26 protein-coding genes are annotated in these 25,771 nt (G+C 63.9%); 14 read left to right on the forward strand and 12 right to left on the reverse strand.

The annotated features are described in order from the left end of the window. Positions 1-3: 3 nt before the first annotated feature. The gene (gene dhaL / locus SZ64_RS08935; RefSeq protein ID WP_054530497.1) at positions 4-669 is read left to right on the forward strand and encodes a dihydroxyacetone kinase subunit DhaL; all 666 of its coding nucleotides are present in this window, start codon (positions 4-6) and stop codon (positions 667-669) included. 34 nt (positions 670-703) lie between these two features. Further along, on the forward strand, positions 704-1,699 hold the full coding sequence (gene dhaK / locus SZ64_RS08940) for a dihydroxyacetone kinase subunit DhaK (protein WP_054530498.1): 996 nt from the start codon (positions 704-706) through the stop codon (positions 1,697-1,699). Between the two features lie 86 nt (positions 1,700-1,785). Here dhaK and SZ64_RS18565 read toward each other — a convergent pair whose 3' ends face one another. Further along, a complete protein-coding gene (locus SZ64_RS18565; protein WP_199797071.1) occupies positions 1,786-2,256 on the reverse strand; it encodes an HNH endonuclease in 471 nt (156 codons plus the stop codon). A 199-nt stretch (positions 2,257-2,455) separates the two neighbouring features. Here SZ64_RS18565 and SZ64_RS08945 point away from each other — a divergent pair, with 199 nt between their 5' ends. Further along, the gene (locus SZ64_RS08945; protein WP_054530499.1) at positions 2,456-3,544 is read left to right on the forward strand and encodes an FUSC family protein; all 1,089 of its coding nucleotides are present in this window, start codon (positions 2,456-2,458) and stop codon (positions 3,542-3,544) included. A gap of 9 nt (positions 3,545-3,553) precedes the next feature. On the opposite strand, the gene SZ64_RS08950 is transcribed toward SZ64_RS08945, so the two are convergent. Further along, positions 3,554-4,393: a hypothetical protein gene (locus SZ64_RS08950; RefSeq protein WP_054530500.1), complete on the reverse strand. Its 840-nt coding sequence runs from the start codon at positions 4,391-4,393 to the stop codon at positions 3,554-3,556. Positions 4,394-4,449: 56 nt separating this feature from the next. Then, positions 4,450-5,469, reverse strand: a complete 1,020-nt coding sequence (locus SZ64_RS08955) for a hypothetical protein (protein WP_156313587.1) — start codon at positions 5,467-5,469, stop codon at positions 4,450-4,452. A gap of 155 nt (positions 5,470-5,624) precedes the next feature. On the opposite strand from SZ64_RS08955, the gene SZ64_RS08960 reads away from it, so the two are divergent. Both SZ64_RS08960 and SZ64_RS08965 read left to right on the forward strand, forming a co-directional pair. Then, positions 5,625-6,905, forward strand: coding sequence for an amidohydrolase family protein (locus SZ64_RS08960; protein ID WP_054530502.1), 1,281 nt, complete (start codon positions 5,625-5,627; stop codon positions 6,903-6,905). A 319-nt stretch (positions 6,906-7,224) separates the two neighbouring features. Then, the gene (locus tag SZ64_RS08965; protein ID WP_054530503.1) at positions 7,225-7,764 is read left to right on the forward strand and encodes a hypothetical protein; all 540 of its coding nucleotides are present in this window, start codon (positions 7,225-7,227) and stop codon (positions 7,762-7,764) included. On the opposite strand, the gene SZ64_RS08970 is transcribed toward SZ64_RS08965, so the two are convergent. Beyond that, the gene (locus tag SZ64_RS08970) at positions 7,746-9,347 is read right to left on the reverse strand and encodes an NAD(P)/FAD-dependent oxidoreductase (RefSeq protein ID WP_054530504.1); all 1,602 of its coding nucleotides are present in this window, start codon (positions 9,345-9,347) and stop codon (positions 7,746-7,748) included. The two genes, SZ64_RS08965 and SZ64_RS08970, sit on opposite strands and share 19 nt — an antisense overlap. 24 nt (positions 9,348-9,371) lie before the next feature. Continuing rightward, positions 9,372-10,541 (reverse strand): aromatic ring-hydroxylating dioxygenase subunit alpha, encoded by a 1,170-nt coding sequence (locus tag SZ64_RS08975; RefSeq protein ID WP_054530505.1) that lies wholly within the window; start codon positions 10,539-10,541, stop codon positions 9,372-9,374. Between the two features lie 36 nt (positions 10,542-10,577). Here SZ64_RS08975 and SZ64_RS08980 point away from each other — a divergent pair, with 36 nt between their 5' ends. Further along, complete coding sequence (locus tag SZ64_RS08980) at positions 10,578-11,177, forward strand: TetR family transcriptional regulator C-terminal domain-containing protein (protein WP_054530506.1); 600 nt, start codon at positions 10,578-10,580, stop codon at positions 11,175-11,177. A 61-nt stretch (positions 11,178-11,238) separates the two neighbouring features. Here the strand turns inward: SZ64_RS08980 and SZ64_RS08985 are convergent, their stop codons facing one another. The 7 genes from SZ64_RS08985 to SZ64_RS09015 form a co-directional block, all read right to left on the reverse strand. Further along, positions 11,239-12,525, reverse strand: a complete 1,287-nt coding sequence (locus tag SZ64_RS08985) for an amino acid permease (RefSeq protein WP_054530507.1) — start codon at positions 12,523-12,525, stop codon at positions 11,239-11,241. Between the two features lie 23 nt (positions 12,526-12,548). Beyond that, a complete protein-coding gene (locus SZ64_RS08990; RefSeq protein WP_054530508.1) occupies positions 12,549-14,951 on the reverse strand; it encodes a TonB-dependent receptor in 2,403 nt (800 codons plus the stop codon). A gap of 137 nt (positions 14,952-15,088) precedes the next feature. Beyond that, complete coding sequence (locus tag SZ64_RS08995) at positions 15,089-16,888, reverse strand: tetratricopeptide repeat-containing sulfotransferase family protein (RefSeq protein ID WP_054530509.1); 1,800 nt, start codon at positions 16,886-16,888, stop codon at positions 15,089-15,091. A 46-nt stretch (positions 16,889-16,934) separates the two neighbouring features. Next, on the reverse strand, positions 16,935-17,561 hold the full coding sequence (locus SZ64_RS09000; protein ID WP_054530510.1) for a response regulator transcription factor: 627 nt from the start codon (positions 17,559-17,561) through the stop codon (positions 16,935-16,937). Then, on the reverse strand, positions 17,558-19,249 hold the full coding sequence (locus SZ64_RS09005; protein WP_054530511.1) for a histidine kinase: 1,692 nt from the start codon (positions 19,247-19,249) through the stop codon (positions 17,558-17,560). The genes SZ64_RS09000 and SZ64_RS09005 overlap by 4 nt, the downstream gene beginning before the upstream one ends. A 33-nt stretch (positions 19,250-19,282) precedes the next feature. Then, positions 19,283-20,650, reverse strand: coding sequence for an MFS transporter (locus SZ64_RS09010; protein ID WP_054530512.1), 1,368 nt, complete (start codon positions 20,648-20,650; stop codon positions 19,283-19,285). 49 nt (positions 20,651-20,699) lie between these two features. Further along, positions 20,700-20,903 carry a hypothetical protein gene (locus SZ64_RS09015; RefSeq protein WP_054530513.1) on the reverse strand — a complete coding sequence of 68 codons (204 nt, stop codon included), beginning with the start codon at positions 20,901-20,903 and terminating at the stop codon, positions 20,700-20,702. A 151-nt stretch (positions 20,904-21,054) separates the two neighbouring features. Between SZ64_RS09015 and SZ64_RS09020 the strand changes: the two genes are divergently transcribed. Genes SZ64_RS09020 through fliE form a run of 8 tightly spaced genes read left to right on the forward strand, consistent with a single transcriptional unit; the run spans position 21,055 to position 25,770 of the window. After that, complete coding sequence (locus tag SZ64_RS09020; protein WP_082384494.1) at positions 21,055-21,765, forward strand: flagellar hook basal-body protein; 711 nt, start codon at positions 21,055-21,057, stop codon at positions 21,763-21,765. Next, complete coding sequence (locus SZ64_RS09025; RefSeq protein WP_054530515.1) at positions 21,762-22,544, forward strand: flagellar hook-basal body protein; 783 nt, start codon at positions 21,762-21,764, stop codon at positions 22,542-22,544. The genes SZ64_RS09020 and SZ64_RS09025 overlap by 4 nt, the downstream gene beginning before the upstream one ends. Positions 22,545-22,547: 3 nt before the next feature. Further along, the gene (locus tag SZ64_RS09030; protein ID WP_054530516.1) at positions 22,548-22,985 is read left to right on the forward strand and encodes a hypothetical protein; all 438 of its coding nucleotides are present in this window, start codon (positions 22,548-22,550) and stop codon (positions 22,983-22,985) included. Then, positions 22,982-23,557, forward strand: coding sequence for a flagellar basal body L-ring protein FlgH (locus SZ64_RS09035; RefSeq protein ID WP_054530517.1), 576 nt, complete (start codon positions 22,982-22,984; stop codon positions 23,555-23,557). Before SZ64_RS09030 ends, SZ64_RS09035 begins: the two co-directional genes overlap by 4 nt. After that, positions 23,557-24,678, forward strand: a complete 1,122-nt coding sequence (locus tag SZ64_RS09040; RefSeq protein ID WP_054530518.1) for a flagellar basal body P-ring protein FlgI — start codon at positions 23,557-23,559, stop codon at positions 24,676-24,678. The genes SZ64_RS09035 and SZ64_RS09040 overlap by 1 nt, the downstream gene beginning before the upstream one ends. Positions 24,679-24,689: 11 nt before the next feature. After that, positions 24,690-25,034 carry a hypothetical protein gene (locus SZ64_RS09045; protein ID WP_054530519.1) on the forward strand — a complete coding sequence of 115 codons (345 nt, stop codon included), beginning with the start codon at positions 24,690-24,692 and terminating at the stop codon, positions 25,032-25,034. Further along, on the forward strand, positions 25,034-25,453 hold the full coding sequence (gene flgC, locus SZ64_RS09050; RefSeq protein ID WP_054530520.1) for a flagellar basal body rod protein FlgC: 420 nt from the start codon (positions 25,034-25,036) through the stop codon (positions 25,451-25,453). The genes SZ64_RS09045 and flgC overlap by 1 nt, the downstream gene beginning before the upstream one ends. Continuing rightward, positions 25,450-25,770 carry a flagellar hook-basal body complex protein FliE gene (gene fliE, locus SZ64_RS09055; protein ID WP_054530521.1) on the forward strand — a complete coding sequence of 107 codons (321 nt, stop codon included), beginning with the start codon at positions 25,450-25,452 and terminating at the stop codon, positions 25,768-25,770. Before flgC ends, fliE begins: the two co-directional genes overlap by 4 nt. The last annotated feature ends 1 nt before the right edge of the window (position 25,771 follow it).

Consider the following 25,771-nt stretch of genomic DNA (forward strand, 5'->3'; position numbering starts at 1 on the left):
CACATGACGGAAATCACGATCGAGCAGGTTGAACAGGCAATCGACGTCGCGTCGGACACGGTCATCCGCAACGAAATCTATTTCTCGGACCTCGACGGCCTTGCCGGCGACGGCGATTTCGGCACCTCGCTGGCCACCGGCTTCAAGGTCATCAAGGCCGACCTGCCGACCCTGGACAAGAGCGCCATCGGCGCCATGCTGCTCAAGATCAGCATGCTCTGTTCCAAGCATGTCGGCGGCAGCTCCGGCCCGATCTGGGGCACCGGCTTCATGAAGGCGGGCATGGCCAGCAAGGACAAGACCAGCGTGTCGCTGGAAGAACTGGCCGCCATGGTCAATGCGGCCGTTGAAGGCATCATGGCCCGCGGCGGCGCCAAGCTGGGCGACAAGACCCTGCTCGACGCGCTGATCCCGATTGCCGAAAAGATGAAGGAACTGGCCCCCGCAGGCGACGCTGCCGCCATGCTGAAGGCTGTAACCGAAGTGGCCGACAAGGCCATCGACGAAACCCGCAATCTGGTGGCCCATCGCGGCCGCGCCAGCCAGGTGGGCGAGCGTAGCGCCAACACCCCCGATCCGGGCATCGTGGGCGTCGCCACCATCCTGTACGACTGGTGCAAGCATTACGGCGTGGATTACACCCCCACCGCCGCAGAACTGAACCGCTGATCTCATTCGTCTATTCCACGGAGAGGAATATCTCATGAAGAAATTCGTCAATGAACCCGCCAACTTCGTGCCCGAATTCATGAAGGGCGTGCTGCTGGCCAATCCGGGCCTGCTCGAATTCATCCCCGAATTCCAGCTGATCAAGCGCACGGATCGCCCAGCGGAAAACAAGGTTTCGGTGGTTCAGGGTTCCGGCTCGGGCCACGAACCGGCACACATCATGGCTGTCGGCCCGGGCATGCTCTCGGCCGCGTGCCAGGGCCCCGTCTTCGCCGCTCCGCCGGTGGATGCCTGCTATGAAACCATCAAGTCGGTTGCCACCGATGCCGGCGTGCTGGTTCTGGTGAACAACTACCAGGGCGACCGCATGGCATGGGACATGGCCTGCGAAATGGCCGAAGCCGAAGGCATCAAGGTCAAGCAGTTCATCATCAACGATGACGTCTCGGTGGAAGACAGCCTCTACACCGTGGGCCGCCGCGGCGTGGCCGGCAACTTCTTCGTCATCAAGGCTTGCGGCGCCGCCGCCGAAGCCGGTGCCGATCTCGACACCGTGCTGGCCGTTGCCGAAAAGGTGAACGCCAATGTCCGCACCATGGGCGTTGCGCTGACCAGCTGCATTCCCCCGGCAAAGGGCACCGCGATCTTCGAAATCGGCGACGACGAAATGGAAGTCGGCATCGGCATCCATGGCGAACCGGGCCGCCGCCGCGACAAGATCAAGAACGCCGACGCCATCACCGACGAACTGTTCGACGCCGTGGCGCAGGATCTGCCCTACACCTCGGGCGACCGTGTGGCCCTGATGATCAACGGCCTGGGCGGCACGCCGATCAGCGAACTCTACGTGCTCTATGCCCGCGCGCATGAACGTGCAGAGCAGGCCGGTCTCACCGTGGTCCGCAACTATGTCGGCGAATATTGCACCAGCCTCGAAATGGCCGGCGCCTCGCTGACCCTGCTCAAGCTCGACGGCCAGCTCGAAGAATATCTCGACGCTCCCGCCGAAGTGGCCGTGCGCATCTTCTGATCCAGCCCAAAGGCTGAAAGCAAAACGCCCCGGGGGAAACCTCGGGGCGTTTTTCGTTTGGGGACGGAAGAAGGCTCAGCAATGGGTCAGCCAGACATGCTCTGGCTTTGCCTGGCGGTTGGAATGTCGATGGGGCAGGCCTCCGGCGAAATGCTCGCACTGCCCCCTTGTGCTTCGAACGGAAGCACGAGCAGACCATGCCACTTTCCCTTTGCCAGACGTGCGCGGACCTTGCGGGCGTAACTTTCAGGTGCCAGCGCAGTTCGGCCCCAGTGCCTTCGCGAGTTACAGAAATGGCAGGCGGCAACAATGTTGGAGGCAGAATTACCTCCACCCTCTGACCTTGCGACGAGATGTTCCGCTGTCGAGCGAAGAAACTCGGCCTGCCTGTGTGAAAGATGATAGTCCCGGGCGAACACCTCAGGATTGCCTTCCCACATCGGCTGCTGACAGTAGAAGCACTTGCCCTGCTGCGAAACAAAACGACTGTGCCTGATTTTCTGAATTTTTGCCATAAATGCACACCACAATTGATTGAAAATCAATGCGGTACGCACCGACGCAATTGCCGGCCAAGGCGGGAGCTGATGCTCGCGTACAAGCGGCTATTGCCGCACCCACAATCCTTACAGGATAGCTATTGCCTATCCATTCGACGTGACTAATTGAGCCGGGCGCCATCCGCAAGCCTCTGCCGAAGGACGCATCTGTTGGCCACCATGGACCCCGGCGTCCTTCCCGCATAAACCACCCCCAATGCCCGATGCCGAAACCCCGCGCCCGTCCCTCCCCTCGCTGCTGCGGCGCGAGGTGGCGGATGTATTTGCCGGGCGGGAGAGTGACAGGCCGTGGGAACTGCCTTTCGCTATTGCGCTCGCTTCCGGCATGCCGGTGCTGGTGGGGGCACTGATCGGTGAGATCGGCTTTGGTGCGCTGGCTTCCATCGGGGCGATGACCATCGTCTATCTGCCGCGCACGCGGCTGGACCTGCGGATGGTCGCCGTGATGTCCGCCGCCTGCGCCATGATGGCCTGCTATGCCTTCGGGCAGATCGGCCATGTCGTGCCTGCCGCGCGTGTGCCGCTGATCGCGGCTGTGGCGCTGCTGGTGACCATGGCCTGCCGCTATTACCGGGTGGGGCCGCCCGGCCCGCTGTTCTTCGTGATGACGGCGGCCATCGGCGCCTATGCGCCCGGCACTCTGGCCGAACTGCCGCAGCATCTGGGCGTCTTCGCGCTGGGCAGCATCGGGGCCGTGTGCATCGCCTTCTTCTATTCGCTGCATATCCTGCGCCATCGCGATCCGCTGCCGCTGCAACCGCCGCCGGAAGAACTGATGGGCGAAGTGGTAGTGCCTGCCGTGATCGTGGCGGCCTTCGTGGGCCTCTCGCTCGGCCTTGCGGAGCTGCTGGGGTTCGAGAAGCCCTATTGGGTGCCGATCAGCTGCATCGCCGTGTTGCAGGGGGCGACGCTGCGCGCGGTGTGGCTACGCCAGTTGCAGCGCATCGTGGGCACCTTCGCCGGGCTGGGCGCGGTATGGCTGCTGCTGCATTTCATCTCCGAGCCATGGCATCTGGCGCTGGCCATCGCGCTGCTGACCTTCTGCGTGGAGACGATCATCGTGCGCCATTATGCGCTGGCGGCCGTGTTCATCACCCCGCTGGCGATCCTGCTGGCAGAGGCATCCACACTGGGCCACACCAACGCCACTCCGCTGATTGTGGCCCGCTTTGCCGATACAGTGCTGGGCGCGGTGATCGGCGTGGCGGGCGGCTTCTGCCTCCACCGCGAACCCCTGCGGAACTGGCTGGGGCGGATGCTGGGCAAGCTGGCGCCGAAGCGGTGAGCTTGAAGGTTAGGGCCGTGGCTCGACCTTGGAACTGCCCAACACTTCGTTGAGGAACGGAATCAATTCCTTTCCTGAACCCTCAGGCTCTGCAAGGAAGTAGGTATTGCGGGCCTTGGGCAGGAACGCCGGCAGTTCCACGAAACGAGCATCCGTCCCCTGCTCCGCCAGCATCTGGGCCATCTTTGTCGACTGTTCCGTCGCCTCCTTGAAATCTTTCGAAGCCATGAAGAGGAAAGCCGGGGCATTCGGTTTTTGCACATGGGACGCGGCCGAAAAGCGGACGAGGCGCGCCTGATCCTTCCCGTAAATCCTGCTATACCAGTTCTTCAGATAATCGCTTTCTGCCGCCTGTGCGGGAAGATCGAATGCTTTGCTTTCGGGAATCACTGCCGCCCTGACGGAATCGAACGGTATGCCCGCAGAAGTCAGGAATTCGGGATCGGTTGCCAACAGTGCGGCTGTCTGACCGCCGAACAATGCCGTATTTTCAGGATCAATGTTCAGTTCCGCAGCGTGATCCCGCAGATAGGAGATTCCATCGGTGAAATTACCGATCGTCTCTTCCGGCTTGGGCCAAGGCGCATTCACATTCGGCAGAACCGCAAGAGCGTATCCTGCTTCCACAAGGCGATAAGGAAACCAGTCGCTACCCACACCTCCGAGCGCGATGACCACAGGGTGTGGCCCGGGAGACTTCGGGGTGAAAAACGTGATCTTCTGCCAGTGTTTCTTCCCGTATTTCTTATATTTAGGATAGACTGGCGGCGGTTCGAAATAGCTCTTCGGCCGCTCCCATGGCTTGAGAAACTGGGTTGCAACCCGCTCCGTCTCGGTCTGTGCGCTCACTCCCGTCAACGCGATGCTGCCCGCACATAACGCCAAAAGCCCCCTATACTGCATTCTCACTCCCCGCCCCGCTCCCGCCGGTATTCCGCATAACGCGGGCTGGTGGACAGGATATAGCCGCGCACCAGCGTATTGCCTTCGTGGCAGGCATATTCGAACGGCTGGTAGCTGTCGTCGCGCCGCCAGGGGAAGCCCATCTTGAAGGGCTGGGCCAGCACTTCCGGGTCCTCGATCCAGGCTTCGTAATAGATCTGGTCCGGCGAGACGGGAGTGAAGCGTTCCACCATGCTCATGGAGGTGCTGGTGGGCACCGGCTGATTGGTCGGCCCCACGATCACCATCGGCACCTTGCCGTTGAAATTGCGCGTTTCCACCACCAGCGTATCGCCATCCCAATGCCCGCGGGAAGAGCCGAGCCAGGGGCGCAGCGCGCCGGGCAATTGCGGCGTGCCGTCCACCGGGATGATCCGCGTTTCATGCACCAGCTCCAGATTGATCACCACATATCCGGGCGACTGGAAGATGCGCACGCCATTATTGTAGGGGAACGGGATCATGCTGGAAGGCAGGCCGCGCGTGATGCAGTGATCGAGCGAGTTGAAATCGTCCAGCCCGTCGAATTCCTTTTCCGACCAGCTGCTTTTCATCCCCGCCGCCCGGCGCTGGCCTTCCTCGTTCATATGGATGCGGCCATCGGCGGGTTCGACGATCAGCGATGTCTGGCGCAGGGCGCGCCCTCTTTCGAACCAATTGCCGGAACCCAGCTTGTTGGCCTGATCTTCCTGATCGGCCAGCCCGCGCAATTGGGTGGCGGTTTCATCCGCCTGCTGGAATTCCTCCTCGGTCATCAGCTTGCGCGTGCCGAAACGGGGGGAACGTTGCATCGGCGTATTGCCGAGATCGAGCGGCCATGTCCCGCGCAGGTCCGGATCGCCCCATGATGTACGCGGCACTTTCCACCCGGCCTGCTTGGCGGGCGGCACGCCCACTTCCTCCTCGCTCTGCTGGGCAAGGGCCGGAACGCCCGCCGCAAGGCTGGCGAATGCAAGCAATGTAACCAGTGTCCTGCCAGACATGGCACTCTCCCCTTTTGTTTTGCCGGGGAGCTTAACCGAAATCCGGGGGGAGCCAAGCGCATTTGACAAAGTCCAAAATGCCCGCAGCGCATGCTTTGTTGAACAGTCGTAAAATAACTGGCCCTGCACGGCACTTCGCGATAGCCTCCGCCTTCATGAAGCACAGCATTCTGGCGCTTGCCGCATCCGCCCTGCCCTTCCTCGCTTCCCCGGCTGCCGCCCAGCCGCTCTACGTGGCCGCGGGCAAGCTGCTGGATGTCGAAAGCGGGCAGGAACTTTCCGGCCAGTGCATCCTGACCGATGCGGGCAAGATCGTGCGGATCGAAGCCTGCGGGGCCACCCCTGCCGGGGCCGAGAAAGTGGACTGGAGCGCCTATACGGTGCTGCCCGGCCTGATCGACCTGCACACGCATCTGGCGGACGTTACCGAAAGCGCGGACACTGCCGCCCCGATCAAGACATCGCCCCCGGCCACGGCCCTGCTGGGCGCGAACCATGCCTGGACCACTCTGCTGGCGGGCTTCACCACCGTGCGCGACGTGGGCACCTATCGCGGGCTGACCGACGTTGCCCTGCGCGACGGGATCGAGGCTGGCTGGGTGCCCGGCCCGCGCATGTTCGTGGCTGGCGGCTATATCACCACGCCCGGCGGCGGGGGCGAGCTGAACGGCGTGATGCCGAACGACCAGCTTCCGCCGGACATGCGGCTGGGCGTATCTTCCACGCCTGAAGAAACGCGGCAGAAGGCGGAATATCTGTTCGACCATGGGGTCGATTTCCTCAAGCTGATCGCCACCGGCGCCGTGCTGGCGCTCAACACCGATGTGAACGCCCCGGAATTGACGGAAGACCAGATGCGCGCCGCGGTGGAAGTGGCGAAGGCCCACGGTTCCTACGCCACGGCCCATGCCCATGGCGCCGAAGGGCTGAAGGCCGCGATCCGCGCCGGGGCCCATTCCATCGAACATGCCAGCCTGATCGACGATGAAGGGCTGCAGATGGCCAAGGACAAGGGCGTCTGGCTGGTGATGGACGTGTTCAACGGCGATTATATCGACGAGACCGGCACGGCCGAGGGCTGGCCCGAGGAAGCCCTGCAGAAGAACCGCGACACCACCCTTGCCCAGCGCGAACGCTTCGCCAAGGCCGTGAAGATGGGGGTGAAGATCGGATATGGCACCGATGCCGGCGTCTATCCCCACGGCATGAATGCGCGCCAGTTCGCCTATATGGTCAAATGGGGGATGAGTCCGCTGCAGGCCATCCGCTCCGCCACGGTGGATGCGGCCACGCTGATGGGCAAGGAAGCGGAATTCGGCACTATCGCGCCGGGCAAGTCGGCGGATATCATCGCGGTGCAGGGCGATCCGCTGCAGGATGTGCGGGTGCTGGAAAGCGTGAGCGGGGTTATCAAGGAAGGCGTGCGGTATAAGTAGGGGTAGCTCGCCCGCTTTCGTCATTCCCGCGAAAGCGGGAACCCAGTTCGACGGTTGCTGCTGGGTTCCCGCTTTCGCGGGAATGACGAAGATGGAAACGCACCACTCCAACCCACCCACACCCGCTCATCCTGAGCCTGTCGAAGGACACGGGAAAGGGTTGGGCTGGGCACCTATCAACCAGCGCTCGAGGCAAGTGCCAGCGCGCGTCCTTCGACAGGCTCAGGACGAGCGGGGTTTGTGAGCACTGGGCCTCACTGGCCGACCCACCCTCAAAAACCATTTTCCTACATCGCCAAAATCTGCCCTAGACTGGCGGATGAAGCATTATCCCCGCAGATCGCCCCGCCGCGCCCGCCATGCACGGGTTCCGGCCTTCTCCCCCGTGCCGCTGCGCGCGCGTGCCGATGGCTGGACGCCTGCCCGGCAGGCTGCCTTCCTTGCCGCTCTGGCCATCACGCGCTGCGTCGCCAAGGCCGCGCAGCGCGTGAAGATGGCGCGGGAGACGGCCTATCGCCTGCGGGCAAGGCCCGGTGCGGACAGCTTTGCCGCCGCATGGGATGCCGTGCTGCGCCGCAGGCTGCGCGGCGCGCCGGAGGGCGGCAGGCGGAAGGTCACAATCGAGGAACGCGTGCAGCGCGCCCTGTTCGGCCTGCTGAAACCGGTGACCTATCGCGGGCAGCATGTCGGCACGATGCGCAAGGCGGACAATTCCGCGCTTCTGGGCCATCTGGCACGGCTTGACCGGGCCTCGCTTCCGCCCCGCGACGGGGGCGGAAGGTCACAGGGTTTCGCGGGCCTTTCCGCGTCACCCTTGCCCGGACTTGGTGGCGCCTCCGTTCAGAGGAACCGGCCGTAACCGCCCTTGTCGCCGATCACCACCTGCGCGCAATTATGGCCCGGCGCGCCGGTCACCCCGCCGCCCGGATGAGTGCCCGCGCCGCACATATAGAGGCCCTTGATCGGCCCGCGATAGGAACCATGGCCCAGCACCGGACGGGCCGACCACAATTGGTCGAGGCTCATATTGCCATGCATGATGTCCCCGCCGATCAGGCCGAACTTGCGTTCAAGGTCCAGCGGCGAATGAATCTGGCGGGCGATAACGCTGGCCCTGAAGCCCGGCGCATGGGCTTCCACCGTATCGATGATGCAGTCCGCCGCGGCTTCCCGCTCGTCGTCCCAGCTGCGGCCATCGGGCAGTTCGGGCGCGAATTGCTGGCAGAACAGGCTGGCCACATGCTGCCCTTCGGGCGCCAGCGTCGGGTCCACGGTGGAAGGGATCAGCATTTCCACGATCGGCTTCTTCGACCAGCCGTAACGCTTCGCATCGAGGAAGGCCTCGTCCATGTAATCCAGCGTCGGTGCCAGGATAATGCCGGACTGGTGATGCTCCCCCACACCCGGCAGGCAAGTGAAGTTGGGCAGTTCGGACAGGGCCACATTCATGCGGAACGTGCCCGAACCGGCCTTGAAGCCCTTCATCCTTCGGCGGAATTCCAGCGTCAGGTCAGACGGGGCGACCAGCCGGTCATAAAGCAGACGCGGGCCGACATTGGCGATCACGCGGGATGCTGCGATTTCCTCGCCGCTTTCGAGCCGCACGCCAGCCGCCTTCTCGCCATCCACCAACACTTGCGCCACGGGGCTTTCGAGGCTGATCTCCACCCCGCAGGCCTCGCAGACCTTGGCCATGATCTGGGTGATCTGGCCCATGCCGCCCACCGAATGGCCCCATGCGCCCTTCTTGCCGTTCACTTCACCGAAGACGTGGTGCAGCAACACATAGGCGCTGCCCGGCGTATCGGGCGAAGCGTAATTGCCCACCACAGCGTCAAACCCGAAGGCGGCCTTCACGGCCTCGCTCTCAAACCAGCTGTCCAGGAAGCTGCGGGCGGATTTGGTGAACAGGTCCAGCACGTCGCGCTTCTGGCTGAGCGTGAGCTTGGCCAGCCCCCTGCCCTGCAGGGCGCCGTCGATCAGGGTGCGGAAGCCTTCGCCGACATTTGGCGGGGATTTCAGCGCAAGGCCGCGCAGCACTTCGGCCACGGTTTCCAGCGCATCGTAATAATCGGGCAGGACATTGGCATCATGTTCGGAAAACTTGCGAAACTCCGCCTGCGTCCGTTCCAGCCCGCCGCCCAGCTTCAGATAGTCGCCATCTTCCTGCGGCAGGAAATTGGAGATCGGCCGTTCGATCACGCGATAGCCATGATCTTCCAGCCGCATGTCGCGGATGACCTTGGGCTGCAGCAGGCTGACAGTGTAGCTGGCCACCGAATTGCGGAAGCCGGGGTGGAACTCCTCGGTCACCGCCGCGCCGCCCACTACGTTGCGTCGCTCCACAATGCGCACCTTCAGCCCCGCCTGGGCGAGATAGAAGGCACAGGTCAGGCCATTATGGCCCGCGCCGATGATGACGGCATCGTAACGCTTGGTCATTCGCTTCTCCGTAGGGTGCCGGCTTTACCGGGCGTAGCTCCAGCCTCGTTCGGGCTGCTGTTCGAGGCGGGCCTCGGGGATGATGTCACGCATGCGGGCGCAGAAATGGCGCAGGCACACTTCCTTGTCGGACAGCGGGCCCATGGAGAAGCTGCGCGAGCTCATCCCTTCCTGCACGCGGGTGATCAGGGCAGTGTCTTCCGCATTCACCAGCCGGTTGATGCGCCAGTTGAGATAGCGCGCGGCGCGCATTTCCCGCCGGTCATCGTCCAGCACATAGCTGATTTCGCGGATCAGGCTGGTGGTGGGACTGATGGGCAGCCACTGCATGAAGTCCACCTGATCGGGGTAGATGTCGAACGCCACGTTCGGCCAGAGCTTGAAATAGAGCCAGTGGCGCTGGTTCGCTTCCGGCAAATGCGGCACGGGCGGCAGCAGGCGCTGATAGAACCGTTCGGACCAATTGTCCGAAGGGCGTTCCTCCATATCGCCCCACATGCGATCCACATGGGTGCTGGCTTCCACGCCATAGCTCTTGCCGAACAGCCGGGTGAGGCCGGGATGGGCCACCGGGATGTGCAGGCCATCGGAGTAATTATCGCCGATATTCTTCCAGTTCACATCGCGCGGACGCATCGTCACACGGCCAAGCGCCTTCAGTTCCTCAAAACGATAGGGCGCAACCATCGCTTCGTAAGGGGCCATCATGTTTGCGACCGAAGGGCCCTCGTCTTTGAGACGGACGAAAATGAAGCCGCGCCAGATTTCCATGCTCACCGGCGCGAGGCCGTGGCGGCTCTTGTCGAGGCCGGGATAGGAAGGGCTGTCGGGCACGCCGGTCAGCTTGCCGTCCAGTTCGTAAACCCATGCGTGATAGGGGCAGACCAGCTTCTTCGCACAGCCGCTCGATCCATCGACAATGCGCGATCCGCGATGGCGGCACACATTGGTGAAGGCGCGCACCTGCCCATCCTTGCCGCGCACCACGATCACACTTTCCCCGATATAATCGAGGCCGTGCCAATCGCCGGTATTCGGAATGTCGCTTTCATGGCAGACCACCTGCCATGACGATGCAAACACGCGTTCCTTCTCCAGCTCGAAGAATTCCTGATCGTGATAGGTCCAGGCAGGCAGGCTCCAGCCTTCCAGCGGATCGTCATTACGGCTTTGATCGAGGGAGAGAGTTGCCATGCCACCTTCCTTGCTATACGTTCGTATAACAAGCCTATGAGTGCCCGGCAAGCCACATTCACCCGCGCCGCGCCCGATGAACGCCGGCAGAGCCTGATCGAGGCGACGGCCCGCTGTCTGGCGGAAAAAGGCGCGGCGGGCGTATCGGTGCGGACCATCTGCGCAGAAGCGGGCGTCTCCCCCGGCCTGCTGCGCCACTATTTCGCGGGCGTGTCCGATGCGATCGCGGAAACCTATCGCTGGACCGGGCGCCAGATCGCCGATGCGCTGGAAGCCGCAGTGGCGGATGCCCGAGCCGATCCGCGCACAAGGCTGCTGGCCTATCTCACCGCCAGTTTCCGCCCGCCCATTGCCTCGCCCGAATTGCTGGCCAGCTATGTCGCCTTCTGGAGCCTGACCCGCAGCGATCCGGCCATCGCCGGCGTCCGGGCAGAGGTCTATGGCGATTTCCGCGCCGGGCTGGAGGGGTTGATCCGCGAATACCGCCCCGCCCTGCCCGATACGCGGCTGGCCTCCGTCGCGCTCACGGCGCTGATCGACGGGCTGTGGCTGGAACTCTCGCTGGGCGATGCGCCCTTCACCCGATCCGAGGCGGAGGAACTGGCGGAAAAGTGGCTGGACAGTTTGCTGGGGTAGAAAACCCTCTCTCAACGCCCGCTCAGGATGGCGGCCTTGGTGGGTGCCGCAATGGCGCCCCTTAAGCCGCCCTTCCCTCCCGCCGGGACCACCACCAGACCGGCAAGCCCGCCAGCATCAGCACGAGGCTGAGCGCACTGGCCTCAACCCCGGCGCCCCACAGGGTCCAGAGCGAATAGGCAATCCCCACCACGGCAAAGGCGCGGGCGACGCCCAGCTTCAGGGCCGCCAGCGAGCAGGCGAGGTAGAGCCATAGCGTTGCGGAAGTGGCCAGCAGCAGCAGGAACTCGAACAGGCCCTGCATGGACTTGCTGGCATTCATCAGCACGAACAGGCTGGCCAGCACCGATGAGACAATCAGCGCCCTGCGCGGCGTGCCCCGCGCGTCGGTTGCGGCAAAGCGGCGCGGCAGCAATCCGCGCGATGCCATGTCGCGCGGCAATTCACCCTGCAACAGCACCCAGCCATTGAGCGCACCCACGCAGCTGATCACCGCAAACACCGCCACCGCCGCCGCTGGCCCCGGCGCCCAGTACCGCTCGACAAAAGTGGAAAACGGCGCGGGCGATGCAGCGGCTATGTCCGCCGGCAGCATCAGTGCGATGGCCGAACAGACCAGCAGATAGAGCACGCCCGTCAGCCCGGTGCCCCACAGCGTGGCGCGCGGAACATTGACTTCCGGGTTCTCCACCCGCGCCGCGGCCAGGCTGGCGCATTCGAAGCCGAGCAATGCCCAGAGGGTGAGCGTCGCCGCCCCGCTCACCTGCCCGAAGCTGATCGCCTCTGGCTGATAGGGTGCGATCTCGCCGCCGCCGAACAGCAGCAATCCGCCCGCAATGGCAATCACCACCACCAGCGGCACGACCTTGAGCGCAAGGGTGACGATCTGGAAACCGCCCGCTGCCCGCGTGCCGCGCAGGTTGATCAGCGTCATCGCCCAAAGCAGTACCAGAGCCGCAATGGCGGGGCGCCCCGTCCCGGCGGACAGGGCAGGCACGATGCTGGAAAGATAGCTCACCGCCGCCACCGCAATGGCGACCACGGTGGTCCAGATCGAGACGAGATAAATCCAGCCGATCAGGAAGGCAGGCACTTCGCCAAAGGCTTCCTCGACGAAGCCGGTTGCCCCGCCCGCATGCGGCACGGCGCGGGTAAGGCGGGCAAGGAGAAAGGCGAGGACGAGCGCCCCGCCGATCGTGAAGATCCACCCGCCCACGGCATTCCAGCCATAGGGCGCGAGGCTTGCAGGCAGGAGGAAGACGCCCGAACCGATCATGTTGCCCATGACCAGCGCGATGGCTGCCATCAGGCCGAGCTTGCGGCCCGGCCCCGGGCTATCCTGCGTCATTCCCCCTTCCCGTTACGGCTGGATTAGAAATCGGCACCTACCTTGATGCCGACCAGCCGGGGCTTGATGACGTAATCGTTGAACACACCGCCGCCGGCCGTCAGGCCGAGGGCATCGCCGCAGACGCTTTCGAGGCAGGATGTGCCGCTGTTGATTACGCCATGGGCGTTGAACAGATTGGTGGCGAACAGTTCCACGCGATAGGAATCGTTCTTCACACCGATGCTGACATCCGCCGTGGTGTAAGCGCCAAGATCGCCCAGGAAGGCGTTCTCCGCAGTGCGCAGATCGTTCCGCCGCTTGCCGATATGGCTCGCCGCGAATTGCACATGGCCATCCCAGCTGCCCAGCGGGAATTCATAGCGGACGATGGCATTGCCCTTGAATTCCGGCGTCACCGGCAGGCGCGTTCCGGCCGGAGCCAGCAGATCGTTGCCGACCGGCACAGTGCAGTCGAAGTCCTCATTGGCGATCACGCAGAAGTCCCGCGTGATCTGGGCATCATTGTAGCTGCCGCTGAGCGAGACGGTCAGGCCCTTGTGCGAATAGGTGAAATCGCCTTCGATGCCGCGAATGCGGGCAAGGCCGGCATTGCGGATTTCGGTAAGGCCGTTCGCACCCAGGAAGGACAGCTGAATGTCGGTCCAGTCTTCCTGATAGATCGCACCGTTGAAGGTGACCGGGCCGAACTGGGTCTTCCACCCGATTTCATAATTGTCGAGCGTATCCGGGCCGTAAGGCGGCAGCGTACCGCGACGGTTGATGCCGCCCGGACGGAAACCGCGCGACCAGGTGGCATAGACCATCACATCGTCGCTGATCTTGTAGGTCGCGTTCAGCTTGTGGATGAAGTCCGTGTCGGAAGTCGACTTGTCGAGATTGTTGCAGGGCGCGCCCGGCACGGTGGACGGTGCGGCACAGAGATATTGCGGGTTCGAGCTGAAGCCCGGATTATTGTAGCCGAAGAAGCCTTCGAGCGAGTTCTTGTAGTAATAGACGCGGATGCCGCCGGTCAGCGTCAGCCGGTCGGTTACGTCATAGCTCAGTTCGCCGAAAGCGGCCACGTCGCGATCGACACGCTTCTGCGCGGTCAGCCAGATATTATCGTCCGTACCGGGCACCTGAATGTCATCGGCAATATCGTCGATGATGTAGTGCTGGGTGATGTAGTGGACCTGACGCTGGCCGAAGATGCCGCCGATGAAACGCAGCGGAGCGTCGGCAGGCGAGGCGACGCGCAGTTCGCCGAACAGGCGGCGGTACTTGTCCCCGCCCTGAATATACTGGTTGGGGCTGACCTGATCGCCATTGTTGTCCGTGACGATATAGCCCGACCCGTAGAGTGCGTAATAGAGCGAGTCGTAGAAGTACGCGTAGTCGGAATAGTCCGACACCACTTCATCGTCGCGCCACAAATGGCCACCGGTCGCGACCAGATCCCAGCTGCCGATCTTGCCTTCGATGGTCAATGCCGCCTGGAGCCACTTGTCCTCGCTCCATTCCGGATTGTACTGCACCGTCTGATAGTGGCCGGTCACCGCGCTGCTACGCTCTTCCGCGAAGCTGCCATTGGTGTTCTGGACCTGGCCCATCACGGTCGGGCGGATGGTCCAGTTATCGTCCAGTTCGATACCCAGCGCGAGGCGGGCACCGTAGGTTTCCGCGTCGTTATAGTCTTCCTTCACATAGGGTGCGTTGGTCTGCGTAGCAGCAGCCGTGCCGTAATTGGCTTCCAGCGAGGGATAGACGCGCGAGCCGGGGATATTGTCGATATAGCCGGCATCCTTGCGATACCATGCCACGAGGCGCGCGGCCGCATTCTCGGCAAGCGGGAGGTTCACGAAGCCTTCGGCAATCCCGCCGACGCCGCCGCTGGTCACCGTGTTCAGCTCCAGATCGACCGCACCATAAGTGGCGCCGTAATCGGGCTTGTTGGTGACCATCTTGATCGTGCCGGCCATCGAGCTGGCGCCGTAGAGCGTGCCCTGCGGCCCGGCGAGCGCCTCGACACGGGCAAGGTCATAGGCGTGAATATCCAGCGCGCCCTGAATGGTCGTGATGGGCATTTCGTCCAGATAAGTGCCCACGGTGGGCAGCGAGGACGAGTGGTTGGCGTTCTCACCCGAGGCAACACCGCGGAAATAGACCTGCGAGAAGCCCGGCCCGGCGCTCTGCACCGTGACCGAGGGGAGGAACTTCACCACGTCCTGAAGATCGTTCACCTGCAGCTCGTCGAGCTTTTCGGTGCCGAGCGCAGTGACCGAGGCAGGAACGTCCTGCAGGTTCTGTTCGCGCTTCTGCGCGGTAACGATGATGGCACCGCTATCGTCTTCCTGAGCGGCAACCGGAGTCACCGCGACCAGCGAAGTGGTAGCGAAAAGCGCGATAGCCATATGGCGGCGGCTGGATGTAGCGAGAATACGCATCTTAGACCCCTCTTGAGCGGATGCTGCAGGAGCGAATGCGCCAGTTTTCCCGGCCGTTGACAATAGTGCAATCGAAGGCAGTCGTCGCAGGCGAAACCAATTCTTGGGAACTATGACATTTCTGCCACAGGAGGTCTTCAGGGCGTAACAATGCCCCCGGTGCGCTGAGCGTAGGTTTCCGTAAGGTCACCCAGCGAATCCTTCAGCGGATCGAGCCATTTTTCATAGGGAAGCCACTGCCCCACACCATCGCGATTGATCGGGCGGCGAACCTGTTCGCTGGAGGCCGTGCGCACCGCCCGGCGGTTGCGATGGAACTCCAGGCAGGCTTCCTCGAAGGGCAGACCGAGATAATCGAGCATGGCGCGCACCTGTCCTTCCGGGTCGTCCAACAATTCCTCGTGAATCACACGGTGGATGCGGCCCGGCAGCACCCGGTCATAATGGTCCATCGCCCTGACATAATCCGCATAATAGCGGCCGATATGCTCCAGATCGTAGGTAAAGCCCTGCCCCTTGGCAAAATGCTGGCGGTAGTTGGAGAAGCAGCAATCCATCGGATGGCGCCGCGCGTCGATGATCTTCGCATTGGGCAGAATCAGATGGATGAACCCGGCATAGGCCCAGTTGTTCGGCAGTTTGTCGATATAGAAGGGCTTGCCCGTCTTGCGCTGAATGCGGGTGCGATCAAGGAACTCGGCGCCCAGTGCAGCCAGCTTCTTTTCGTCCATCGCCGCAGCAGCTGCAGGCCAGTCCGCCGGACGCAAACCCGCCGCGCGCGCTTCGCGCATGGCCATGGCGGGGATGTCAGGCAGTTCCATCGTGCCCTCCACCTGCGAGTGGCTGGCAAGGATCTGCTCGATCAGGGTGGAGCCGGCGCGCGGCAAGCCCAGGATGAACACCGGATCGGGAGACGGATCGCCCATCCCGCGCCGCGCTTCGAGGAAGGCAGGCGTGAAGGTCTCGATCATGCGGTCGACCTGTGCGGAAACGCTTGACGGATCATGGCCGATACGCGCCGATTGCAGGGCGTTGCCCAGCGCATAGTGGCCGAAGGCCGGCTCCGCATCGCCCCGGTCCGCATAGGCCTTGCCCAGCGCGAAATGGAGGTGGAGCAAATCTTCCTCGGCCGGGGGCGGGTCACTGGCCAGCGCCGCTTCCATGGCCGCCACATCGCCATCGCTGAAGCTCACTGTCTTAAGATTGGCGAGGCTCCACCAGACTTCGCCAAGGTCTGCCTGGCAATCCAGCGCCCGGCGATAGGCGGCAATCGCATCGTCCTGCCTGCCGATCGTCTTGAGGACGTGGCCATAGCTCATCCAGATTCGGGCATGGGTGGGGAATGACTGGGTCAGTTCCTCATACAGCCGCGCTGCCTCTTCATAGTCGCCTGTCCGGCCGAGCACGGCGGCGCGCAGATTGCGGCTTTCCAGTTCCTCCCCGGCGGCGGCCAGCGCGTCCAGTTCGCCAATGGCTTCGGCATAGCGGTGCTGCTTGTTCAGCACGCTGGCCAGATTGGCCCGCGCCACCAGAAAGCCCGGCGCGAGTTCCAGCGCGCGGCGCAGCAGTGCTTCCGCATCGCGCAGCCGCCCGATCCGCGCGGCGAGTTCAGCCATCAGACGGATTGCTGCAACGTCGGTGGGCTGTGCCTTCAGCCGTTGGCGCAGGCGTGCTTCGGCCTGGGGCAGATCGTTTTCCAGCATGGCAGCGGCGATGGCCACCATCTCCGGCTCATAGGCAGTGGCGCGAACACCGGCGAGTTCGGCCTCGGCCGCGTCTTCTTCCTGCCCGCTGGCCCGCAGCGCACGGGCGAAGAGGCGCCATGCACCGGCATTGCGAGGTTCGGCGGCCAGCACTTCGCGCAGGCGCCGGGCGGCTTCGGCAGGGTTCTGCTCCACAAGGCGGACGGCTTCTGCCGGAGTAAGCGCGGCGGTCATGCCCGAAGCGATAACACGGTGCAGTCCGGGCGGTAAGCCCCGCTGCTCAGCCGCCCTTTTCCTTCAGCACCAGCACCGCCAGTTCCGTGCGCGACCCCACGCCGAGCTTTTCGTAGATGCGGTGGAGGTAGACCTTTACCGAGCCTTCGGTAGTGCCGATTTCCTCCGCAATGTCGCGGTTGCGGCGCCCGGCGGAGACCGCTTCAGCGATCTGCTGTTCCCTTGGCGAAAGGCGAGCAAGCCGCGCCTGCTGCGGCGGTTCGATCGCAAGGTCCAGCGCGCGTTCGATCAGCGGCTGGTCAATATAGCGGGTGCCTGCCAGCACGGCCTTGATTGCATCGCTGAGCGAGCTTTCAGCCCCGTCCTTGAACACGATCCCGTCCACCCGGGCCTTCACGGCCGAAAGCAGCGATGCATCGGTGAGTTCCGCCGTCAGCAAGATCACTGGCCGCTCGTCTCCACGTGCCCGCAGGGTCTCCAGCACCGCCACCCCGCCCATTCCGGGCATGCGCACGTCAAGGATCACTACATCGGGGTTTTCCTTCTCGACCGCTTCCAGAGCGGCCGCACCGTCATTTACAGAGGCGGCAATTTCGATCCCGCAGCCGCGCAGAACTTCTTCCACGCCGGCGCGCAGGAACGGATGATCGTCCGCCAGCACGATCCTGGTCATTTACGCCCTCCCACAGGCAATTCGATCTCGATCCTGGTATCGCCCTTCATGGAGGCGATCCTTATGGTCCCACCCAGCGCGTCCACTCGCTCGGCCAGAGAGCGCGGCATGCGCGTTTCATCGCCTGCTGGAAAGCCTTTTCCATCATCCGCGACAGCAAGCGCGATCGAACTGCCCTGGCGGGTGATACGCACCAGCACATGCCGCGCCGCGCCATGGCGGATCGCATTGGCCACGCCCTCACGCACCAACTGCTGGATTTCGAACGCAAGCCACGCGGGCAGCACCAATGCCTCGACACTGTCCTCGAACCGGACGGCTACGTCCCAATGGCGGGAAAGCGCGCCCGTCAGCCGCGCCAGTTCCGTTCCCAGATTGCGCATGCCGGGGTTGACCTCGTCGCTACGCAGCCGGTCGATAATGTCGCGGATATGGGCCTGCTCGTCCCGCAGGCTGAGCGACACCGCCTCCAGTTCCGGGGCAATATCCTTGCCTTCCTTCGCACGGTGGCGCAGCGAGGCGAGGCGATAGCCTGCCCCGGCGAGCGACTGGGCCACACTGTCATGCAGATCGCGCGCAATATTGCCGCGCAGGCGATTGGCGGAAGCCTCGCGGGCGAGCGAGGCGATTTCCTCCTCGTCGATCCCGTATCCGATCTCGCGGGCGAGCGCGCGGCACAGTTCGAGGTGATCGCGGCACAGGCCGGGAATGCCGGTCAGCACCACCTGCCCGATGCCGGTGGTGCCGGAAATCGGGAAGCACAGCCCTTCGGACAGACCAAGATGCCGCGCCAGTTCAGGCCCCACCGAGTTGCGCAGGGGTTCGAACCTGCCACCGGGCAGCAGGCGCAGGACGCGCCGGTGCAGACAGTCGAACAGAGCTGGGGCAACGTCTGCGCCGAGGTCCAGCGTGTCAGGCGGCAAATGCCGTACTCCGCCAGCCAGTGTCCCGGCCGCATGCAGGGTCGCGCCCGGTTCCTCCACGCTTTCCCAGGCGATTGCCGCGCCTGTCGCCCCGCTCGCCTCGATCACGTAGATCAGCGCAGCCTCGAACGGAGAAAGCGCCTGCGCCGCCGGTGCAGGCGCGAACCGGGCGACCATGGGCGCGGCCCGCTGCAGGGTGAACCATGTGACCAGTAGCGAGAGAACCATCATGTAGCTCGCCCGGCGGATGTAAGTGGCGACGATCCCGTCCGGCTCATCCGCATGCAGGAACAGGCCCATCGCCAGATAAAGCAGGCTGAGGCCAGCGGCCGTGGCCAGAGTGGCTCGCCAGTTCCAGCGCAAGGCCGCCGAAATGGTCATGAAAGTGAAGAAGGCGAAATAGCCGCTGACGAAATCGACCGATCCGCCTTCGGTGCAATAGAGCGCCGCCATGAACAGGCCGACGTCCACCAGGAAGGAAGGCATGGTGAGCCGATAGTCGCTCCACCAGTCCACCCAGGCGATGTGGAACATGGCGACGGCAAAGGCCAGATAGGCCGCCAGTAGTGCATAGCTCAGCGAACCGCCCCGCACCGGCTGTTCCGCATCGAGCCAGACCCACAGGGTGAACAGCAGCGCCAGCGCAATGCGCCCCGCCGCGATCACCCGGCTGGATCTGTTTTCGAATAGCTTGCCGATCACGCCCGCCGCCTTGCCCCGTTTGTGCAAACCGATGGCACATTCTGCCTTGCCGTCAATCGGCATGGCCCGGCCACGGCAGAAGTGGGGGCAAGACTGTTACCGCGCTGCATCTTCCGCGTTCAGCCGCTCCACTTCCTGCCTCCAGGGCTTCCACCCCAGCCAGGTGACGGCCAGCGCCGCAGGCAGGAACACGATGTGCAGCAGCATGATCGACCAGCGCAGATCGTCGGGTGAGGTGAAGATGAAGTCCGTGGTCACGCCCGTCACCACCGGACCCAGCCCCTGCCCGATCACCGTGAAGATGAACAGATAGAGCGCCATCACCTGCCCGCGGATCTGGCTGGGCGTCACGATCAGCATCACCGCGTTCAGCATCGGGCCGCTCATCCCCAGTGTCAGGTCCGCCACCACGTTGAAAGCCACGGCCAGTTGCGGCGTGGGCATCATCGGCATCAGTATGGCGAAGGGGATCGCGAAGCACCGCGTATAGATGATCACGCGAAAGGCCCCGTCGGCCTTGCCGCGCGCCTGAAACCATTCCACCCATTTCGCGCCGAGATAGAGGCCCGTCAGCATCGCCGCGAGCGAAGCCACGCCCGAGACGATGCCGTAAGTCGCCGGCGACCAGCCATAGGTCCGCTCGAAAAAGGCAGCGCCCCACGCCCTGCCGCCTGTGTCCAGCGAGCCGAGCGTCAGGCCAATGAACATCGGGCCGAAAATGGCGAAATGGCGCCAGAGATAGGAGATCGCACCCACCAGCGGCACTTTGGAAACTTCTGTGCGGATAGCAGTGCGGGGCGGTTCCTTCACCGTCAGCAGCAGAAAGGCCACCAGCACTCCGGGCAGGCCGACGCCAAGGAACACTACCTGCCACGGCCGCAACTCACCCAGCAGCGGCAGGCTGGGCGTGCCGATGGACGCAACCAGCCAGATCATCCCCCCGCCAAGCAGCAGCGAGAGGCCGCGCCCGGCAACCGATCCGATCTGCAGGGTGGCTACGGCACGCGGCAATTTGTCGCGCGGGAAATAATCGGCCACGATCGAATAGGCCGCAGGGCCGTTCACGGCCTCGCCAGCGCCAACCACGAAGCGCGCGACGAAAAGCTGCACGAAATTGGATGCTATGCCGCAGGCGGCAGTAGCCATGCTCCACACGAAGATGCCGATCGAGATGATCCAGGTCCGCTTCCAGCGGTCGATCAATGTCGAAAGCGGCACGCCAAGCACCACGTAGAACAACACGAATGCCGGGCCGAGCAGCAGGCTCGCCTCTGTATCGGTAAGGCTGAAATCGGCGATGATCTGTTGGATCAGCAGGCCCAGAATGCCCTGATCCAGCAGGGCAAAGGTCGTCGTCAGCGCCAGAATGGCAACGGCATACCATCCCTCCCGCGTGGGCGGATAAGCAGCTGTTGCAACAGGCGCGGATGCAATCGCGCCCCCAGTGGCATTCGTGGCCATCATGTCTCCCCATCGGCGGCCTTCCCCTGGCCGCCTTGTGTTGTCCCCGATTTCAGAAACCGGCCCCGGCAAACGCCAGGTAAATCCATTCCGGTGCGATCACGGCCACGATGGCCGATCTTCGTATTTCCGGGCCAAAAAGGCCGATTTTCGAGGTTTGGGAAGTACGGCCGGGATGAAGCCAGGCTTCCATCCGGGCACGGGACTGGACCGTCCGCCGCCTTCCCTGCGCGCCTGTTTTGCGGCGCTTGAACAAGGTCTAGGGTCGCCGCCAACCGCTGTCAATTTCATCGCCGTGCGGCGTGCAGGCAGCCTGCCTAAACCTCCGGAGTGGAGGTGTCGCACCTTTCCCCCGACCCGCCAGATGGGCTTTTTCGAAGCCCTAACCAGGCCGTCCAGGGGGAACCATGCCGGGTCTTGTCGACTCCGCCACAGCAATATTGGCATCTGCGGAGCGTCGCCTCGAAGCCGCTGCGCAGAACGTCGCCAATGCGTCCACACCGGGCTTCAAGCGGCAGGCTAGCTTTGCCGAAGCCGTGACGCTGGCGGATCGCGCGGACGAGAGGCTGCCCGCGCAGAAGATTTTCGTGGATTTCACGCAAGGCCGCCTGAGCGAAACCGGCCGGGCATTCGATCTGGCAATCAGCGGCCCGGCCATGCTCCGCCTGCGGGATGGGGATGGCTTCGTCTATGCGCGGGGAGGTTCCTTCGCCCCGAATGGCGAAGGGCTGCTGGCCGATCCCGCGGGGCGCGTGCTGCAATTGGCGGGCGGCGGCGATCTTGAACTGAAAGGCGCATCTTTCGAAGTGCTGGAAGACGGCACCGTGCTTGAAGATGGCCTGCCCACTGCCCGCATCGGCCTCTACGATGCAGGCCACCCTGCGGCGCTGACCGCACAGGGTGGGTCAACCTTCACTGCGCCCGACGGCGCGATGGCCGAAGCCGAAGGATCGCAGATCCGGCAGGGCTTCCTCGAAAAATCCAATGTGACGATGAGCGACGAGATGGTCGCCATGATGTCCAGCCTGCGTCAGGCCGAAAGCGGCGGGCGCGTGATGCAGTTTTATGACGAGCTGATCGGACAGGCGATCACCACCTTCAGCAGGAGCGGCCAGTGAACGGCGCATTCGAAGTCGGCGCCGCGGCGCTGCAGGCACAGCAGCGCGCGCTGGAAGTGCATGCGAACAACATCGCCAACGTCAACACGCCCGCCTTCAAACGGACGGAAGCCCGCTTTGCGGAGGTTCTGGCCCGCAGCGCGCAAGGGGCGGAAACAAGTGCGCCGCAATCTTCCGCTCCGCTCTCAACGCTCGCCAGCTTCGGCGGGGTGCGGATGGTGCCGGGCGAGATGCTGTTCGCGCAGGGCACACTGAAGCCCAGCGGCAATGCACTGGACCTTGCGATAGACGGGCGCGGCTTCGTGGAACTCGCCGGGCCCGGTGGCGAAACCCTCTATTGGCGCGGCGGACGGCTGCGGGTGAACGAGGACGGGTTGCTCGCCACTTCCGCCGGAACTCCGCTGCTGGCGGGCATCGTAGTGCCCACAGATGCGGAAGAACTGGCCATTGCGCAGGACGGCGTAGTCAGCGTTCGGACGGCAACGGATGAGAATATAGAGATCGGGCAGATCTCGCTCGTCCGGCCGGAACTGGAAACCTCCTTCGAACGGCTCGATGACGGGCTTTACCGCGCAAGGGATGATGCTCGTCTTGTCGATGCCCGTCCCGGCGAAGATGGTGCGGGCCGGATCGTGCAGGGCAGCGTGGAACAGTCCACGGTCGAGCTGTCGGCCGAAATGGTCGAGATGCTGATGGTCCAGCGTGCTTTCGCCGCGGATGCCCAGATCGTCCAGGCGGCCGACCAGCTTGCCTCCATCACCAACACGCTCAGGCGATAGGCCATGATCAGGGGGGCATCCATCATGGTGCTGGCCATGGCCTGTTGCCTGAGCGAACCCGCTTTCGCGGGCGAGGCACAATGTCTCGCACTGGCGGAAGATGTGGCAGCCGGGGAATTTCTCACGGCGGAAATGGCTGAGGCCACGCCCTGCCGGGAAGAGCGCCCCGGCCTGCCGCTCGCCTTCGATCACGATGCTGGCGCCCCCTTGGCAAGCGCAGCCATGCCATCTGGCACCTATCTCGGCCGCATCGCGCTACGTCCGGGCGCCATCGCCGGGGCCGGTCAGAAGCTGCAACTGGTGGTCCGCGAAGGCCCCGTCATCATCACCCGCGAAGTCAGCCCGGTCCGGTCCCTGCGCGCGGGCGAACGCGGCTTCGTGCGCAGCGCCGATGGCGAAGTCCTGGCGGCGCGCTTCCTCGACACGGGCAGCGCCGAATGATCCGCCCTGCCCTCACCTTCGCCGCGCTGGCCTGCCTCACCGCAACGCCCACGCAGGCCGAACAGCTCTATCGCGGCACCCGCTGGCCCGCCGTCGCCGCCGACCGCAAGGCGATGGGCATTGGCGATGCCGTGACGATCCTGATCGTGGAAACCACCCGCGCCAGCAGCAGCCTGCAGAACAATTCCTCGCGCAAGTCGCAAACCGGCGGTTCCTTCCAGGCCGGCGGAATCGACGAAGGGGCCTCGCTCCAGTTCGGCGGTTCCTATGCCGGGCGCGGCGAAGTTGTTCGCGCCGAGCAATTCGTTGCGCAAATCTCCGCGAACGTCGCGGAACTCGCCCCCAATGGCGATTTCGTGATCGAGGGCCGCCAGCAGATGCTGATCAATGGCGAGGCGACCACCATCGCCGTACGTGGCCGCATCCGCCCGCAGGACATCAGCGCGGATAACCTCATCCCATCATCCCGCATTGCCGACGCGCAGATCGACTATGATGGCAAGGGCTTCGTCAGCCGCAGTGCCAAGCCGGGCCTGCTCAATCGCATCTTCAGCTTCCTGGGGATCGGCTGATGGGCTGGCGTGTGGCAATCCGTGTGGCCCTTCTGGCCAGTCTGTGTGCCCTTTCCGTGCCCGTCAGTGCGCAGGAAGTGCCGCTGAAGGGACTTGGCCGGTTCGACGGCTGGCGGGACAATGCGCTGATCGGATATGGCCTCGTCACTGGCCTTGCCGGGTCCGGCGACACGCGCCGCAACGAAGTGACGCGGCTGGCGCTTCGCAATGTCCTCTCCCGTCTCGGCACTGCCGTCAGCGAAGAACAGATCAACAGCCGCAACGTCGCTGTGGTGATCGTGACGGCCACCCTGCCCGCTTCCGCCAATCCGGGGGACCGGATCGACGCCGTCGTTTCCTCCATTGGCGATGCCCGCTCGCTTGCCGGGGGCACATTGCTGATGACCCCGCTGATGGGGCCGGACCAGCGCCCCTATGCGCTGGCGCAAGGCGCATTGACGGCTGGCGGCTATGATTTCGAGACGAACCTCAACCGCCAGCAGCGCAATTATCCCACAGCGGCGGTTCTGCCCGGCGGCGCCACGGTGGAGGCCCCGGTGGATGCCCGCCTGCTCTCGGCACAGGGCACCGTTTCGTTCCTCCTGACAGAGCCGGATTTCACCACCGCCCAACGTGTGAGCGAAGCCATCAATGCCCGTTTCGGCCATTCCATCGCCACGGTCCGCAATGCGGATGAGGTCGTGATCGCCTATGATCGCGGCCCGGCGGAACTGGCGGGTTTCCTCTCGCGCATAGAGAATATCGCGGTAACGCCCGACACATCCCCCCGCATCGTGATCAACGAACGCACCGGCACTGTGGTGGCCGGGTCCGGCGTGCAGATTTCCAGCGTCGTGATCTCTCAGGGCGACATCAAGGTGACCATCGTCACCGAGAATTACGCTTCGCAGCCCAGCTTCATTTCCGGCTTCGCCAATGACGTTTCCAGCCTGATCGTGACCAACACGAAGCTGGATGTCGAACAGGGCGCCAATGACGCGGTGATGAGCTTTCCCAACACCACCGTAGGTTCGCTGGTGCAGGGGCTTGCCCGGGCGAAGGTAGATACCAGACGCATGATCAGCATCCTGCAGGCCATCAAGGCTGCCGGCGCGCTGCATGCCGACATCGTGGTTCAATAGGAGGATCGGGGATGGATCAGCTTTCCGCCCTGCTTGTCGTCAAGGCACTGGACGGGCTCGCCCTGCGCGCCTCGGCCATTTCGCAGAATGTCGCCAATGCCAGTTCGCCCAATTACACGCCCCTGCGCGTGAATTTCGAAGGCCAACTGCGAGACGCTGCAAAGGCCGGGCCGGAAGCCGTGCAGCACTTCCAGCCGCAATTTGTTCAGGATGTCAGCCGTGCCGGACAAGGCGGGATGCGCCTCGATCTGGAACTGGCAAGCGCCTCGGAAACGGCTTTGCGCTATGCCGCGCTGGTCGATGTGCTGAGCCGACAGATGCAGATTTCCCGCCTTGCCGCGACGGGAGGCCAGTGATGGACGCGATTGCGATCAGCCGCACAGGTCTCGATGTCGAATGGCGGCGCATGGAAATCATCGCGCTCAATCTGGCCAACATGAATTCTGGAAGCTCGGCGGATGGCATTGCCTTTCAGCCACTGCGGCTTGTTTCCGGCCCGGCCGAAAGCTTTCGCGCCGTGCTGGACGGGCAACAGATGCCCGGAGGCGTGCGCGCCTACGGCGTGGAGCCGAGCGGTGCAGGTCAACGCAGGGTCTACGAACCCGGCCACCCGCAGGCCGATGCCAGTGGCTTCGTGACCTATCCCAATGTCAGCCACGCGGAAGAGATGTCGCTGATGGTGAAGACCGCGCGCGCCTATGAGGCGAACCTCGTCGCGCTCGCCGCCGCGCAGCAGATCTATTCCAGCGCGCTGAAGATCGGGCGGCAGGCATGAGCGCGCTCGACCCCATCGCCGCACTCGGGCTTTCGGATGCCGCGCCGCAGATCATGCGTGTTGGACTTCCGGCCATGCCGTCTGTCGATACGCCTGGCGCGAGCTTCCAGTCCGTGCTGTCCGCCGGTCTCGACACAGTCAACCAGAAGGTCGCCCATGCGGACGAGTTGGTGCGGCAATTCGCGCTCGACGATTCCGTGCCGGTCCATCAGGTGACCATCGCGCTTGAGGAAGCCCGCCTGTCGGTGGAACTCGCCATGCAGGTCCGCACCCGGCTGGTCGAGACCTATCGCGAACTCATGAACATGCAACTCTGAC

Origin of the sequence: Erythrobacter sp. SG61-1L (assembly GCF_001305965.1) — a bacterium.
Taxonomy (GTDB): domain Bacteria; phylum Pseudomonadota; class Alphaproteobacteria; order Sphingomonadales; family Sphingomonadaceae; genus Andeanibacterium.